General features: G+C 70.5%; 14 protein-coding genes. 8 read left to right on the forward strand and 6 right to left on the reverse strand.

Translation table 11 applies throughout. From position 1 onward, the window contains the following. Window positions 1-267 precede the first annotated feature (267 nt). Window positions 268-522 carry a WhiB family transcriptional regulator gene (locus tag Q9G87_RS56510; RefSeq protein ID WP_305924970.1) on the forward strand — a complete coding sequence of 85 codons (255 nt, stop codon included), beginning with the start codon at window positions 268-270 and terminating at the stop codon, window positions 520-522. Window positions 523-528: 6 nt separating this feature from the next. Here the strand turns inward: Q9G87_RS56510 and Q9G87_RS56515 are convergent, their stop codons facing one another. Next, window positions 529-2007: a PAS domain-containing sensor histidine kinase gene (locus Q9G87_RS56515; RefSeq protein WP_305924971.1), complete on the reverse strand. Its 1479-nt coding sequence runs from the start codon at window positions 2005-2007 to the stop codon at window positions 529-531. A gap of 529 nt (window positions 2008-2536) precedes the next feature. On the opposite strand from Q9G87_RS56515, the gene Q9G87_RS56520 reads away from it, so the two are divergent. The 6 genes from Q9G87_RS56520 (at window position 2537) to Q9G87_RS56545 (ending at window position 8584) form a co-directional block, all read left to right on the forward strand. Continuing rightward, window positions 2537-3256: a GntR family transcriptional regulator gene (locus tag Q9G87_RS56520; RefSeq protein ID WP_127936225.1), complete on the forward strand. Its 720-nt coding sequence runs from the start codon at window positions 2537-2539 to the stop codon at window positions 3254-3256. Between the two features lie 264 nt (window positions 3257-3520). Then, a complete protein-coding gene (bioD, locus tag Q9G87_RS56525) occupies window positions 3521-4234 on the forward strand; it encodes a dethiobiotin synthase (protein ID WP_305924972.1) in 714 nt (237 codons plus the stop codon). Window positions 4235-4315: 81 nt separating this feature from the next. Further along, on the forward strand, window positions 4316-5476 hold the full coding sequence (locus tag Q9G87_RS56530) for a sensor histidine kinase (RefSeq protein WP_305924973.1): 1161 nt from the start codon (window positions 4316-4318) through the stop codon (window positions 5474-5476). Then, window positions 5467-6123, forward strand: a complete 657-nt coding sequence (locus Q9G87_RS56535; RefSeq protein WP_305924974.1) for a response regulator transcription factor — start codon at window positions 5467-5469, stop codon at window positions 6121-6123. The genes Q9G87_RS56530 and Q9G87_RS56535 overlap by 10 nt, the downstream gene beginning before the upstream one ends. After that, entirely contained in the window at window positions 6120-6896 is a 777-nt protein-coding gene (locus Q9G87_RS56540) for a DUF4097 family beta strand repeat-containing protein (RefSeq protein ID WP_305924975.1), read from the forward strand. Before Q9G87_RS56535 ends, Q9G87_RS56540 begins: the two co-directional genes overlap by 4 nt. A gap of 41 nt (window positions 6897-6937) precedes the next feature. After that, on the forward strand, window positions 6938-8584 hold the full coding sequence (locus Q9G87_RS56545; RefSeq protein WP_305924976.1) for an acetolactate synthase: 1647 nt from the start codon (window positions 6938-6940) through the stop codon (window positions 8582-8584). A gap of 3 nt (window positions 8585-8587) precedes the next feature. On the opposite strand, the gene Q9G87_RS56550 is transcribed toward Q9G87_RS56545, so the two are convergent. Beyond that, window positions 8588-10225 carry a serine/threonine-protein kinase gene (locus Q9G87_RS56550; protein WP_305924977.1) on the reverse strand — a complete coding sequence of 546 codons (1638 nt, stop codon included), beginning with the start codon at window positions 10223-10225 and terminating at the stop codon, window positions 8588-8590. A 250-nt stretch (window positions 10226-10475) separates the two neighbouring features. Here Q9G87_RS56550 and Q9G87_RS56555 point away from each other — a divergent pair, with 250 nt between their 5' ends. After that, window positions 10476-10856 (forward strand): thioesterase family protein, encoded by a 381-nt coding sequence (locus Q9G87_RS56555; RefSeq protein ID WP_305924978.1) that lies wholly within the window; start codon window positions 10476-10478, stop codon window positions 10854-10856. A 25-nt stretch (window positions 10857-10881) separates the two neighbouring features. Here the strand turns inward: Q9G87_RS56555 and Q9G87_RS56560 are convergent, their stop codons facing one another. The 4 genes from Q9G87_RS56560 to Q9G87_RS56575 form a co-directional block, all read right to left on the reverse strand. After that, the gene (locus Q9G87_RS56560; protein WP_305924979.1) at window positions 10882-11502 is read right to left on the reverse strand and encodes a dihydrofolate reductase family protein; all 621 of its coding nucleotides are present in this window, start codon (window positions 11500-11502) and stop codon (window positions 10882-10884) included. A gap of 103 nt (window positions 11503-11605) precedes the next feature. Then, a complete protein-coding gene (locus tag Q9G87_RS56565) occupies window positions 11606-12892 on the reverse strand; it encodes an HD-GYP domain-containing protein (RefSeq protein ID WP_305924980.1) in 1287 nt (428 codons plus the stop codon). Next, entirely contained in the window at window positions 12889-14241 is a 1353-nt protein-coding gene (locus tag Q9G87_RS56570; protein WP_305924981.1) for an HD-GYP domain-containing protein, read from the reverse strand. The genes Q9G87_RS56565 and Q9G87_RS56570 overlap by 4 nt, the downstream gene beginning before the upstream one ends. Window positions 14242-14465: 224 nt before the next feature. Beyond that, a complete protein-coding gene (locus tag Q9G87_RS56575) occupies window positions 14466-15407 on the reverse strand; it encodes an NAD-dependent epimerase/dehydratase family protein (protein WP_305924982.1) in 942 nt (313 codons plus the stop codon).

A 15407-nucleotide genomic window follows, 5' to 3' on the forward strand; every position in this document is an offset into this window, starting at 1 on the left:
CGGTCATTGTGTGACGCATCCGACATCCATAACGGCCAAAACTTCGCCCCAACCCCCTTGCGTGCACTCTCCGTGGCTGAAAAGCTCACTACTGACGTCGGAACGTAGGACCTTTAACAACCCCAGAGGTCCTACCGAGGCGTCAGCGGGCAACCCCCGGTCCCGAGCGGGATTTGGGGTACTTGTTCGCGCGAGTTAGTGAAACTCTTCACAAAGTAGTGGCCGCACGGAGCCCACCGAAGGCTCCATCTACTAAGGAGTGGACGCATGGACTGGCGCCACCGAGCTGCCTGCCGTGACGTGGACCCCGAGCTGTTCTTCCCGATCGGGAACACCGGCCCTGCGCTCATGCAGATCGAAGAGGCCAAGCAGGTCTGCCGGTCATGCTCGGCCGTCGACGCGTGCCTGAAGTGGGCGCTGGAGTCCGGGCAGGACGCCGGCGTCTGGGGCGGTCTGAGCGAGGACGAGCGTCGCGCGCTCAAGCGCCGCAGCGCCCGGGCCCGCGCCCGCGCCTCCGCCTGACTGGATTCAGGGGCTCACGCCCGTCGGGAGCGGGATCGACAGCACGGCCTCCGTGCCGCCTTCGAGACGCGGCTGGATGCAGATCCTGCCGGACAGCTCCCCTTCGACGAGCGTACGGACGATCTGCAGACCCAGGCTGGTGGAGCTGTCGAGGTCGAAGGCCTCGGGCAGGCCTCTCCCGTCGTCCCACACGGTGACGTTGAGCCGGTCGAGCGCCGGCTCCACCACCACCTCCAGCCGCTTGGGCCGCCCATGCTGCAATGCGTTCTGCAGCAGCTCGGTCAGCGCCATGGCGAGCGGCGTGGCGATCAACGACGGCAGCACGCCGAACCCGCCGACGCGTCGCGGCATGACCGCCACCTCCGGCGAGGACACCTCCCCGGCCATCGCGATCACCCGGTCGGCGATCTCGTCGAAGTTCACGAACTCCTCCGGCGCGTGCGACAGCGTCTCGTGCACGATGGCGATCGACCCGACCCGGCGTACGGCCTCCTCCAGCGCCTCGCGGCCCTCCGGCACCTGCAGGCGCCGCGCCTGCAGGCGGAGCAGCGCGGCCACGGTCTGCAGGTTGTTCTTCACCCGGTGGTGGATCTCGCGGATGGTGGCGTCCTTGGTCATCAGCTCGCGCTCGCGGCGCCGCAGCTCGGTGACGTCCCTGATGAGCACCAGCGCGCCGATGCGGCCCCCGCCGACGATCAGCGGGATGGCTCTGAGCTGCACGATCGTGCCGCCGGACTCGACCTCGGTCTCCTTGGCCGCGCGACCGCTGGCCACGATCATGAGGTCTTCGTTGATCGGCTCGTCGGAGTAGCACAAGGTAGCGGTGACCCGGCCCAGCTCGGCGCCGACCAGGTCGGCGTGCAGGCCGAGGCGGCGGTAGGCGGACAGGGCGTTCGGAGAGGCGTACGTGACGCGCCCGGCCCGGTCGAGCCTGAGCAGGCCGTCGCCGACGCGCGGCGAACGCACCAGGATCGGCTCCTCGCCGGAGAACGGGAAGCGGCCCTCGGCCACCATCTGCGCCAGATCGGAAGCGCTCTGCAGGTAGGTCAGCTCCAGGCGGGAAGGCGTGCGCGCCGAGGACAGGTTCGTGGAGCGCTGGATCACCGCCAGGAAGCGGCCCTCACCGCCCTCGACCGCGCGCCGGACCGGGATGGTCTCCTCCCTGACCGGGACGCCCGTGGACCAGTCGGGGTCGCCCTCACGGCAGATGCGGCGCTCGTTCCAGGCCGTGTCGATGAGGTGGCGCTCGCCCTTGGCCACCACGCTGCCGACGATGTCGTCGTGGTAGACGGTGGGCCCCGTCGTGGGGCGCATCTGCGCGATCGCGATCCAGCCGTTCTCCCCCAGCAGGGGCGCCCACAGGATGAGGTCGGCGAACGACAGGTCGGCCAGCAACTGCCAGTCGGAGACCAGCGAGTGCAGCCAATCGAGGTCCGCCGCGTCGAGAGTGGTGTGGCGGGCGACGAGGTCGCTGAGAGTCGGCACGATTGCATCATGCGTGCTCTCTCCCCCCAGAGCCAAACTGGCCCAGTGGAGCCCCGGGGAGTCAGGATGCCGATGAGCGGGCATTACTCCCTAGTAGGCCGCCGCACGCCCGCCTACTCGCGCAGTGAACACGGATACGGCATCGTTCACGCGACTGGCCATGTTGTGAAATCTCATATTGTGAGAACAGTCACACTGCCGAAGTCGCTCGGATCCCGGGACGGGGTTGTGCGGGGGAAGCCGGAGGTGATCTCCACGGGCAGGTGGTACGGCTTCGCACATGCGGAGACCTGCGTCGGGCCGCTGGGCGCGGCGCTCATCACGGCCTCGGTTGCGGGCGTGCGCGCCGCTGAGGATATCCTTCACCATCGGCCTGAGCAGCCCGGATTCGCGCGTGCCAGGCACCGTCCGCGCCCGGTGCCGGTCGGCCGCTGTCGCCCGCGGTTGACCGTTCGGGCCAATGTGAGTTCCGATGATCTCGCGGTGATCAGACACGCCTCACCGCCGTGGCAGAAGTGAAGGTGAGCGCGTGACAGACGACAGCCCCCGCGTACCGAAGTACTACGACGTCAAACGCAGCCTGCTCGAGCTCACCAAGAGCCTGCCGCCGGGCACGGCGCTGCCGCCCGAGCGGACGCTGGCCGTGCGGTTCGAGACCTCGCGCACCACGGTCCGCCAGGCGCTCACCGAGCTCGTGGTGGAGGGGCGGCTGCTGCGCATCCAGGGCAAGGGCACGTTCGTGGCGCAGCCGAAGGTCGCGCAGGTGCTCCAGCTGACCTCCTACATCGGCGACCTGCGCACCGCCGGCCTGGAGCCGGACACCAAGATCCTCGAGATGGGATACATCACCGCGGACGAGGCCCTGGCGCGGCGCCTGGCCATCAACCCGGGCGGGCGCGTGCTGCGCATCCACCGGCTCCGGTTGGCCAACGGTGAGCCCGTGTCCATCGACACCACCCACCTGTCGGCGCGGCGCTTCCCGCGGCTGCGGCGGGAGCTGGAGGTGCACTCGTCGCTGTACGAGACGCTGCACAACGCCTACAACGTGCGGCTCACGGACGCCGAGGAGATCATCGAGACCGTGCTGGCGACGCCGTACGACGCCAAGGCGCTCGGCGTGGACGTCGGCCTGCCCATGCTCCTCCTCACGCGCCACGCCTTCGACGCCGACGGCAACCCCGTTGAATGGGCTCAATCGTTGTATCGCGGTGACCGGTACAAGTTCGTCACGCGTCTTCGCCGTCCCTAAGGCCTCTCGTCTTCGCCGTCCTCAAGACCCCTGTCTTCGCCGTCCTCAAGACCCCTGTCTTCGCCGTCCTCAAGACCCCTGTCTTCGCCGTCCCTAAAACCCTTTTTCCTTTACGGCGGTGCCGGCTTGACCGCCTCGCCGACGTTGGCGCGCGACATTCAAGCGCCGGTCGTGAACGCTCACGTGGTTCTCGCCGTTACGAGCGTCTAGTGGGCCGGCCAAGTGGTTTCATCTGGGCCGCGGGGCTGTGCCTACGCTGGGGTTGTGAGCATCCTTGTGGTCGCGGGGACCGGCGCCGGGGTGGGCAAGACCGTCGTGGCGGCGGCCGTGGCCGCGCTGGCCAGGGGGCGTGGCGCTTCCGTGGCCGTGGTCAAGCCTGCTCAGACGGGCGTGGCGCCTGGTGAAGGCGGGGATCTGGATGCGGTCATCCGGCTGGCCGGGGTGACCACGACGTTTGAGTTGTGCCGGTTCGCCGAGTCGCTCTCCCCTGCCGCGGCGGCCCGGGTCGCCGGGGTGCCGCCCGTGTCGATGGTCGATGCCGTGCGGCTGGTGCGGGAGCTGCGTGAGAGCAACCGGCTGGTGCTCGTGGAGGGCACCGGAGGACTGCTGGAGCGGTATGACGAGGACGGCACGACGATCGCCGACCTGGCACGGTCGTTGGGGGCGCAAGTGCTCGTGGTCGTCAGGGCCGGGGGCGGGAGCGTCAATCAGGCGGCGCTCACGCTGGAGGCCCTCGCGCATCGAGGGCTCGATCTCGCCGGGCTCGTCATCGGGCGGTGGCCGGACGAGCCCGGGGTCGTGGAGCGGAGCAACGTGGCGGATCTGGAGATGCTGGCCGCGCGGCCCTTGGCGGGCGCGTTGCCGGAGGGTGCGGGCGGCCTCGAGAGGGAGGCCTTCGCGGAGGTGGCACGCAGCGGGCTGGGCCCCATGCTGGGTGGCGTCTTCGACCCCGTGGCCTTCCGGCAGCGGGTGCTCTAGCAAGAGGTAGAGCTAGCCCCACCATCCATCCGCACACCAGACCTATTTCGCGTCGTCCCCACTGCTCAATACCGTTGAGGCATGAAAGTCCCCCGTCCGTGGTCGGCACGGGCCTGGCTCGACACGGCGCACGTGATGGTCGGCCTGCCGGTCGCCATCGTGCTCGGTGGGCTGACGCTCGTCCTGATCGTGGCGCCTCCCCTGCTGCGGCGTGGGCTGCCGTGGTTCACCCGGGTGCAGCGCTCCCGGTTCGAGGCGTTCCTCGGTGCGCGCATCCCGCCCGTGCGCACGCCGAGCCAGTGGCGCAGTCCGGCCACGTGGCGGCAGATCGGCTACCATCTGCTGTCCCCGATCGTGGGGATGGCAGCCGCGTTCTTGGTGGCGGTGGCGTGGGGCGGGGCGATCGTGGGGCTGTTGTCGTTCCTGCCACCGAAGCTGCAGCGCCCGCCGCTGGAGTTCGTGATCGACCTCAGGGACGACCGGGTGGTGATGATGTTCATGGTGGTCGGTCTTGTGCTGCTGCTGCTCGCGCCGGTCCTGGCGCGGGGCATGGCGGCGCTGGACCTGTCGGTGGCCCGTACGCTGCTCGGCCCCAGCCGGTCGGAGCTGGGGCAGCGGATCGAGACGCTGACCGAGAGCCGGGCGGGCGTGATCGACGCGGCCGACGCCGAGCGCCGCAGGATCGAGCGGGACCTGCACGACGGCGCCCAGCAGCGCCTGGTCTCCCTGGCCATGAACCTGGGCCTGGCCAGGGCCACCCTGACCGACCTGCCCGAGCCGGCCAAGGAGGCCATCGCGCAGGCGCACGAGGAGGCCAAGCAGGCACTCAAGGAGCTGCGCGACTTCGTCCGCGGCCTGCATCCGGCCGTGCTCAACGACCAGGGCCTCGACGCGGCGCTGTCCGGCGTCGCCGCCCGCGCCCCCTTCCCCGTGAAGCTGCACGTCGACATCGATCGGCGTGCCTCCCCGACCATCGAGGCGGTGGCCTTCTTCATCGTGTCCGAAGCACTGACCAACATCGCCAAGCACGCCGCGGCCACCAAGGCCCAGATCCGCGTGCGGCGTGAGCACGACCGGCTGCACATGCTCGTGTACGACGACGGCTGCGGCGGCGCCCGGCTGGACGGCGGCACCGGGCTGCGGGGCCTGGCGCAGCGCATCGACTCCGTCGACGGGACGCTCCGGCTGTCCAGCCCGCTCGGCGGCCCGACGACGATCGAGGTGGACCTGCCGTGCGAGTAGTACTCGCCGAGGATTCCGTGCTCCTGCGCGAAGGGCTGATCCGGCTGCTCGATGCCTCGGGCATGGAGGTCGTGGCGGCCGTGGACGAGGCCGAGGGGCTGCTGCGGGCGGCCGAGGAGCACCGTCCTGAGCTGGTCATCACCGACGTCCGGATGCCGCCCACGCACACCGACGAAGGGCTGCGGGCCGCGCTCGTGCTCCGCCGCCAGCAGCCCGGCCTGCCGGTGCTCGTGCTCTCGCAGTACGTCGAGGAGCGTTACGCCGCCCAGTTGCTCGCCTCGGCCGCGAACGGCGGCGTCGGCTACCTGCTGAAGGACCGGGTGGCGGACGTGACCGAGTTCATCGACGCGCTGCGCAGGGTGGCCTCCGGCGGCACCGCGCTCGACCCGGAGGTGGTGGCCCAGCTCCTGCTGCGCGGCAACAGCGACCCGCTGGAGCGTCTGACGCCGAGGGAGCACGAGGTGCTCCGGCTGATGGCGGAGGGCCGGTCCAACGCCGGCATCGGCCAGGCGCTTGTGCTCAGCGAGGGCGCGGTGGGCAAGCACATCGGCAACATCTTCGCCAAGCTCGACCTGTCCCCGGCCGAGGGCGACCACCGGCGGGTGCTCGCCGTGCTGCAGTTCCTGAAGATCAGGAGTCTGCCGTGAGAGCGGCCTGGCTCACCGCCGGCGCCGTGGTGACGGTGATCGCGCTGCTCATCTCCTCGGTGCTGATCTGGCGCGGCTTCGCCAGGGCCAGGACGCCGGTGGACACCGCGCTGCGGTCGATCCCGTTCACGAAGGACAAGGTGAGGATCGCGGCGGCCTCGGGGCAGGTGGACCTGTTCATCGTGCCCGGCCAGGCCGGCGAGCTGCTGATCCAGAGAACGCTGCGGTGGTCCAGGGACCGGCCGACCGTCACCGAGGACTGGAACGCCGCCGACTCGACTCTGCGGCTGGAGGCGGTCTGCCCGCGCGCCGACCAGCCGGACGGCCCCATCTGCCGGGCCGAGTATGTGATCACCGTGCCGCCGGAGACCGATCTCGTGGCCGGCACCACCAAGGGCGTGCTCGCCGTGAACGAGGCCTTCGGGAGCCTGCGCCTGACCTCCGTCTCCGGCGACATCCGCCTCCACGACGTCGCGGGCTCCCTGTGGGCCAGGACCGGCACCGGGAGCATCGAGGGGGAGCGGCTCGACGGGGACGCGGCCGACGTGGAGGCCGGCTCAGGCCGGGTGCACCTGTCGTTCACGAGCCCTCCGACGTCCGTCAGGGCTGTGGTCAGGACCAGAGGCGACATCACCGTGGGCGTGCCCGAAGGGGCCTACAACGTGAGCGTGGATGCCACCAACTCCAGCATCGGCATCAAGCGGGACAGGGAGTCGTCGCGGAAGATCGTCGCGACGACGACGGACGGCTCGGTGTCCTTGTTCCACCGTTGAAGGTCTGTTTACCCGTGTGACTGGTTGGTAAGTTCCCCGGCATGGAGTCTGCGAAGCACGCCGGTGACGCCGCCGTCGCCGTGTCCAAGGCCTATGGCGTCGAGACCATGTTCACCTTGTCCGGGGGGCACGTTTTCCCGCTCTACGACGGCGCCGTGCACGAGGACATGCGCATCCTCGACGTACGTCATGAGCAGAGCGCGGTGTTCGCCGCCGAGGCGACGGCCAGGCTGACCAGGAGGCCGGGACTGGCCGTGCTGACCGCCGGCCCCGGCATCACCAACGGCGTCAGCGGCATCGCGACCGCCCACTTCAACGGCTCGCCGGTGGTCGTCATGGGCGGGCGCGCGCCCCAGTCGCGCTGGGGCAGCGGCGCGCTGCAGGAAATGGACCACCCACCGCTGCTGGCCCCGATCACCAAGCTGTCGTTCACCGCGAGCGACGCCGAGTCGGTCGGCCAGGAGGTCGAGTCGGCCTTCCGCACGGCCGTCGCCCCCCATCGCGGGCCGGTCTTCGTCGACTTCTATATGGACCACCTGTTCTCCCCCTCGCCGGTGCACAAGGTGCGGACGCAGACGCCCTCGCCGCTGGAGCCCGACCCCGACGACCTGGCCGCGATCGCGCGGCTGCTGGCCGAGGCCGAGCGCCCGGTGCTGGTCTACGGCTCGGACGTGTGGATGGACCGGGCCGAGGAGGCCGCGCGTGACTTCGCCGAGACGTGGCGGCTGCCCGTCATCCCCAACGGCCAGGGCCGCGGCGTCCTGCCCTCGGGGCACGAGCTGCTGGTCACCCGGGCCCGCGGGCAGGCCTTCGCCCAGGCGGACCTGGTGATCGTGGTCGGCACGCCGCTCGACTTCCGCCTGGGCTACGGGTGGTTCGGCGGCAAGGACGGCGCGCCGCTGGCCCGCGTGGTGCACATCGTGGACGCGCCGTCGCAGCTGGCCACGCACATGCGGCCGGCCGCGTCCGCCGCCGGCGACCTGTCGGTGGTGTTCTGGAGTCTCGGCACGGCCTGCGGGGACGCGGGGGTCAAGCCGGACGCGTACGCCCCGTGGGTGTCCAAGCTGTCCGCCGCGGCCGCCGCGGCCATCGCGGGCGACGCCGAACTCCTGGCCTCGGACTCCGACCCGATCCACCCCATGCGCATCTACGGCGAGCTGGGCAAGGTGCTGGCCGAGGACGCCGTGGTGATCGGCGACGGCGGCGACTTCGTCTCCTACGCGGGCAAATACGTCGAGCCCAAGCAGCCGGGCAACTGGCTCGACCCGGGCCCGTACGGCTGCCTGGGCACCGGCCTCGGCTACTCCATCGCCGCCCGCCTGGCCCGGCCGTCCTCCCAGGTGGTGCTGCTGCTCGGCGACGGCGCGGCCGGCTTCTCGCTGATGGACGTCGACACCCTCGTCCGCCACAAGCTGCCGGTCGTCATGATCTGCGGCAACAACGGCATGTGGGGCCTGGAGAAGCACCCCATGCAGCTGCTGTACGGCTACGACGTGGCCGCCGACCTGCAGCCGCAGTGCCGCTACGACCAGGTCGTGACCGCGCTGGGCGGCGGGGGCGAGCTGGTCACCAAGCCGTCGGAGATCGGCCCGGCGCTGCGCCGGGCGTTCGACTCGGGCATCCCGTACATGGTGAACATCGCGACCGACCCCCAGGTCGCCTACCCCCGCAGCACCACCGGCGTATAGCCGCTACTTCGGCGTGGCGGTGGCGCCGGGAGTCGCCGACGGCGTCGAGCAGACGCCGTCGATGACGACCAGCGAGACCGGTTTGGTCACGTCGTAGGCTGTGCCGCCAGCCGGATTGGTCTTCTGGATCTTGCCGCAGCGCATGCCGTCGGTGGTGCTGGTGGAGTCGATCACTCGCGTGACGAAGCCGGCTGCCTCCACCATCTCCTGGCCCTTCAGGAACGGCATCCCGACGACCTTGGGCACGAGCACCTTCTTGACGGTCGGCGTGGGCGTGCCGGACGGCGTCTTCGACGGTGTCGAGGTAGGCGTCTTCGACGGCGTGGGAGTCGGGGTCTCTTCCTTCTCGGTCTTCGTGGGCCTGGGCCGGTTGGTCGTCGGCCTGGAATCCGGTGTCGGGGTGGTCTTGGGCTTGGGCTTCGTGGTGGACGGCTTGGGCGTGTTCTTGGGCGTGCTCTCCTTCGCGGCGGGAGCCGCGGTGTTCGTCGGCGTCGGGTCGCCGGTGGTCATGCCGGTCAGCGCGACTGCGGTGGCGCCCGCGCCGAGCACGACCACCGCGGCGATGCCGGCGATCAGGCCGGTCCTGCGCGGGGCCTTGGCGGCGCGGCGGCCGCGCCGCTCGGCCACCGTCGTCTCCTCCGGGCCGGCCATGCGCACGCCGGTCCGGTACGGGTCGGCGTCGGACTGACCGGTCTGGTGCGGGCCCGCAGCGTACTGTCCGGTCTGGTGCGGGCCCGCGGCGTACTGTCCGGTCTGGTGCGCCGGGTAGTCCGCCGGCGGCACCATGGTGGCCCCGGTGACCGGCGGCTGCACGGGTTCGGGGGCCTGGCCTCTGGCGATCGCGCGGGCCGCCTCGCTCATGGCCTTGGCCGTCGGATAACGCCTGGCCGGGTCCTTCGACAGAGCGATCTCGACCAGCGTGCGCACCGCCTGCGGGATGTCGGGCGGCAGCGGCGGCGGGGCCTCGCGGATGTGCTTGAGCGCGATCGTGACCGCGCTGTCACCGTCGAACGGCCGCTGCCCCACGAGGCACTCGTACGCGACCACGCCGAGCGCGTAAATGTCGACCGCAGGCGTGACGGGCGCGCCCTCGGCCTGCTCCGGGGCGCAGTAGGCGGCCGTGCCGAGCACCATGCCGGCGTCGGTGAGCCGGTTGGCCAGGTCGGAGCGGGCAATGCCGAAGTCGGTCAGCACCAGCGTGCCGTCACGCTGCACGAGCAGGTTGCCCGGCTTGACGTCGCGGTGCACGATGCCCTGGTCGTGCACCGCCTGCAGCGCCGACGCGGCCTGCGCGATCAGCTCCATGGCCGCCTGCGGCGGAATCCTGCCCAGCCTGGACAGCAGCCGGTCGAGCGGCTCGCCGTCCACGAACTTCATCACCAGGTAGACGGTGTCGCCGCTGACGCCGTAGTCGTAGACGTCGACGACGCCGGCGTGGTTGATCGTGGCCATCGCCCGCGCTTCCCCCTGAAAGCGAGCGACGAAGCCAGGATCTTCCATGCGGCCCGGAAGCAGCACCTTCACGGCGACGGTGCGGGCCAGGACGATGTCCTCGCCACGCCACACCTCGCCCATGCCACCGGCGCCGATGCGGGTATCAAGCCGATACCGCCCCGCCAGTGTTGTCCCTTGGGCCACCATGATCCCCCCGCTACCCCCTACCTCGGTAACCTCTTCAACCCCGCAGTTGTCCAACAAAGCGAACCTTTATCGCGGTGAGGTAACACAGCGGTCACGGAACTCAGAGAGTGTACGACTCACTAGTCTCACATGCCACTCATATGTCTTAAGCCGTACAAAGCCTATCCTGCGGCCTTACGACGGTACTTGTCCGCGTTTCCGGGAAGTCAGGGGCCCTCTTGGTTGGTGCGGCCTCCCGTAGGCTGATCCCATGACGCTTGCTCCGGGTCTCCGCTCCCAGCTGCTCATCATGGTCGAGATGGAGGACACCGCGAAGCGGGCCGGCAGCGGCGACGTGCCCGTGCTGGCCACGCCCCGGCTGCTCGCGCTGGCCGAGGCGGCCACCGTGCGCGCGATCGAGCAGCACCTCGCGCCCGGCGAGACGTCCGTCGGCACGCGGGTCGAGCTCGAGCACCTGGCCGCCAGCCCGCTGGGCAGGCACGTCCAGATCGGCGTCGAGTTGACCGAGGTCGACGGCCGGCGGCTGGTCTTCTCCTTCGAGGCCCACGACAAACGCACCGTCGTGGGCCGGGGCACGATCGAGCGCGTCGTGGTCGACCGCGCGAAGTTCCTGGCCCGCGCCACTCGATGACGGCGATCAGGTCGCTGCGCGTAGCTCAGCGGGCGCTCATGTCCCCCGTCCCGGGCGTGCCCTCGGCGAGCCCGTAGCGCAGGTACACGGTGCCCTTCGGACCGGCTACGGGCGGTTCGAGGAGTGTGACGTTCGTCGGCACCGCGCCACCGTCGAACACCTTCTTCCCGACGCCGAGCACGATCGGGTGCACCCAGAGGTCGAGACGGTCGAAGAGCTTCTCGCGCAGGAGGGTCTGCACCAGGTTCAGGCTCCCGACGACCTTCACGTGCTCGTGCCGGTCGCGGATCTCGCGCACCGCGCCGGCCAGGTCCGGGCCGAGCTGCGTGGACCCGGCCCACGAGAGGTCGGGCCTGCCGCGGGAGGCCACATACTTCGGGACGCTGTTGAAGAGCGTGGCGATCTCATTGTCCTGGCCGCCCTCCTGGTGCGGCCAGAAGGCCGCGAAGATGTCATACGTCCGCCGGCCGAGCAGGAGGGCGTCCGTGCCCTCGTACGCGGCACCGACCTGCGCCCCGGCGACCTCGTCCCACAGGGGCGCCTGCCAGCCGCCGAACGGGAACCCCTCCGGGTCCTCGTCGGGGCCGCCGGGCGCCTGCCCGACGAGGTCGAGGGTGGCGAACATTTCGATGTGGATGAGGCCCATGTCTACTCCCTATGAGGTGGTCGGCTCATCTCGGTCGGGAGGTAGACCTGTGGGCGCCGGCAGACTCATCGCCGCGACACCGGCGCGATCTACGGCTGTGGTCCTACAGACGACCTCGGTCGATCACGCGGGCCAGCGCCTCCAGCGCGTGCGGATCGTACGCACCGCCTGGGGCGAACCGGATCCGTTCCAGCGCGGCGCCCGCGCGGTCGCGGTCGGTCGAGGGCCCCACCAGGTCGTCGTAGGCGTTGGCGACCTTGATGATGCGGCTCGACAGCGGCGGGTCGGCGGCGATCGGGTCGCACTGGCGTCTGACCACCTCCGCCACCCGGTCCAGCACGCCCGTCTGCTTGATCACCTCAGCGCCCAGCTCGGCGATGCGGCGCGCCTGCTCCGGCTCGCTGAGCACGGTGGCGCCGCCGGGGATGGGGTCACGCAGCGACAGCTGGCCGATGTCGTGCATGAGCGCGGCGTACTCCAGCTCGAGCAGCTCGGGCTCGGCCATGCCCAGCTCCCTGCCGATCGCCACGGCCAGGCGGCTCACCCGGCGCGAGTGGCCGGGCTCGACATAGCCGCCGACCTCGGTAACCCGGGACAACGCCCGCACGGTCTGCAGGTAGGTGGCACGGATCCCGGCGTATTTGCGGAAGGCCACCTGCGTGACCAGCAGCGGCGCCGCGAACACCAGCAGCGCGACCAGGTCCATGCTGTGCGTGGCCAGCGCGAGCAACACCCCTGACGAGCCCACGGCGGCGCCGAGCGGCAGGGCCATGTTGATCTCGTCGCGCACCGCCACCCGGAACGCGGTGCGTACCTGCTCGGACCTGAGCCAGGCCGCGATCAGCACGTCCATCAGCAGGCTGGCGACGAAGAGTGTGACCATGACGGCGAGCGCCGGCCACCAGGTGCTGGTGGGCGGCTTGGCCAGGTCGTAGAGCGGGTCGGCCAGCGGGCGGAAGGCGAAGGCCAGCAACGCGCCGGTGAGCAGACGGCGGGCCATCGCGTCCAGGCGCGGCGGACGGCCCACCGCCAGGTGCGGCAGCGCGCCCGCCAGCATGCCGACCGCGATCACGGCCACGACCTGCAGGGCCGAGTGCTCCAGCTGATGCTGGCTCAGGTCGAGCAGTAACGTGTAGCCGAGCGCCGCCGCGGCGCCGATGGGCGCGACCTCCCTGTTGCCCGGCATGGTGAGCCTGGCCAGCTCGCCGACCGCGATCAGCGCGCCGAACCCGACGGCGATCTCCGGCCGGTCGAGCCCGACCGCGGCCGTGTGCGCGACACCCGCGACCGCGACCAGGCCGGCGGCGCAGATGAGCAGGAGCTGTCCCGAGTCGAGCCTGCGCAGGACAGTGGTTCGTTCGGTGCGCCCGGCGCGTTCCGTGGTGATCATGGCCCGGTCACGACCTGGATCGGCATGGTCGGATCGTCGTGGTCCTTGATCGGGGCCTCCGCCGGGTCGGGCGGCGGCTCGACGCGGCGCGGCGGCTGCCACGGCTCGCGCTCCAGCGCGCGGATGAAGGCCGCGACCATGACGGGGTCGAAGTGGGTGCCCGCGCTCTTGCGCAGCTCCTCGACGGCCTCGGGCACGGGCCTGGCGCCGCGGTAGGAACGGTCCGAGGTCATCGAGTCGAACGCGTCGGCGACCGCGATGACCTTGGCGAACTCGGGGATCTCGTCGCCGGCCAGCCCCATGGGGTAACCGGTGCCGTCGTGTTTCTCGTGGTGGTGCATGATCCCGGCGTAGGCCTCGTCGAGGAAGCCGATGCCGCGGACGATCTCCAGCCCGCGCATGGGATGCAGCTGGATCGCGGCGAACTCCTCCTCGGTGAGCGGACCCTCCTTCTGCAGCACCTTGGTGGGCACGCCGAGCTTGCCCACATCGTGCAGCATGCCGGCGTACCGGATGGCACGCACGCGCTCCAGCCCCATGCCGATCTCATGGGCGATCATGGACGAGGCGAGCGAGACGCGCGTGCAGTGGCCGCGCGTGTAATAGTCCTTGGTCTCCACGGCCTGGCAGAGCGCGGCGATCGTGGCGTCGTAGGAGCGCTGCTGCGCGTGGTATTGCCCGAACGCCCACCGCGCCACGAACAGCGGCACCAGCACCAGCACCGCGGAGATCGACTGCACCGTCGCCCAGAGCCCGGCCACGAGCAGCCCGAACGTGCCGTAACCCAGGTAGGACAGCACGAACTGGACCATGCCCCGCAGCGGCACCTCGGCGGGCCGCACCCTGGTGGCGAGCGCGACCATGGTGAGCGTCAGCGCGATGTTGAGCGGCACGAACACGGCGGTGGCCGCCGCGTAGGGGCCGATGAGGTCGTCGAACGCGTTGACCTCCGGCACGCCGACCTTTCCGTCGAGCGCCACGTAGACCTGCCCGGCCACATAGCCGCAGATGGCGAACTGCGCGCCGTTGAACAGCCGTTTGATGAGCGGCAGCCCGGGCCGCACGCTCACCACGGCAATGAGCCCCACCAGCGCCGCGCCCACCGGTCCGATCAGCACGACGGCGGCCAGCGAGGCGGAGAAGCTGACCGAGACCGCGAACTGCTCCACGTTGAGCAGCGTCGGCATCGACTCGCACACCAGGAAGAGCAGGGCGAGCACCAGCAGGACGTCGAGATCCTCCTGGGCCACCGGAGCACCGGAGGTGATCGCGCCGCGTACGACGAGAGCGGCCGCCGCGCCGAACACGGCGACCAGATAGACCCGCGCCGGCCATGGCAGGTCACGCATTGCGGCCCCCTACGGTCTGATCAGGTCCAGGACACTCCAGGAGGCAGCGCCCCGCCGATGGCCATCACCACCGGGGTGATCAGCACGATGGCGGTGAGCAGCCGGGCGACCATTTCCTTCAACATCGACATGCCTCCAGGTCGACTTTCTGGGGTTCACGCTACAGAAGACGACGTGGCCGCACCGGCAGAGCGGGAAATCGCAAGCAAAGCGTAATCAAGCCACTACGAGCGGCGATGTGATCTGGCCCACTCCACGGTGTTTTTGATCCCCGTGCCCAGGTCGGTGCGCGGCTGCCAGCCGAGCCCCTCGTGAGCCGGCACCGGGTCGACCGCCATGGCCGGCAGGTCGCCCAGACGCGGCGGCGCGAAACCCGGCTTGTCGGCCGCGCCCGCGGCGTCGGCGATCAGCGCATGCAGCCGCCGGTCGGTGGTCTGGATGCCGGTGCCCAGGTTGAACCTGCGCCCGTCGCCCGCCTGGCCGCAGGCCCGCACGAAGCCGTCGACCACGTCATCGACGTAGATGTAGTCGCGGGTCTGGCTGCCGTCGCCGTAGACGACGGTGGGCGTGCCGTTGAGCAGGGCGTCTGTGAAGATCGACACGACGCCGGCCTCGCCTTCCGGCGACTGGCGCGGGCCGTAGACGTTGGAGAGCACGAGCGTGGTGTATTCGAGGCCGTAGAGGGCGCGGAACATGGCGAGGTAGATCTCACCGCTCAGCTTCGAGGCGGCGTACGGCGAGCGCGGGTCGGTGGCCGCGTCGCCCGGCACCGGAATCGTGCTCGGCCGGCCGTAGACGGCCACGGACGAGGCGAACAGCACCTTGCGCGTCCGCCCCACATGGGCCGCGGCCAGCACGCGCGCGGTGCCTTCGACGTTGACGGAGGCGTCGTGCCCCGGATCGGCGACGCTCTTGCGGACGCTGATCTGCGCCGCCAGGTGGCAGATCACCTCGGGCTGCAGCTCGGCCGTCAGATCGGGCAGAGCCGGATCGCGCACGTCCAGCTCGTGCAGCCGGAACCGGTCATTGGTGACGGCCTGGGCCAGGTTGGCCATGCTCCCCGACGATAGATCGTCCACCGCCACCACCTCATGACCGTCCGTGAGCAGACGATCGACGAGATTCGAACCGATGAACCCGGCACCCCCGGTGACCAACACACGCAT

Origin of the sequence: Nonomuraea turcica (assembly GCF_030718205.1) — a bacterium.
Taxonomy (GTDB): Bacteria; Actinomycetota; Actinomycetes; order Streptosporangiales; family Streptosporangiaceae; genus Nonomuraea.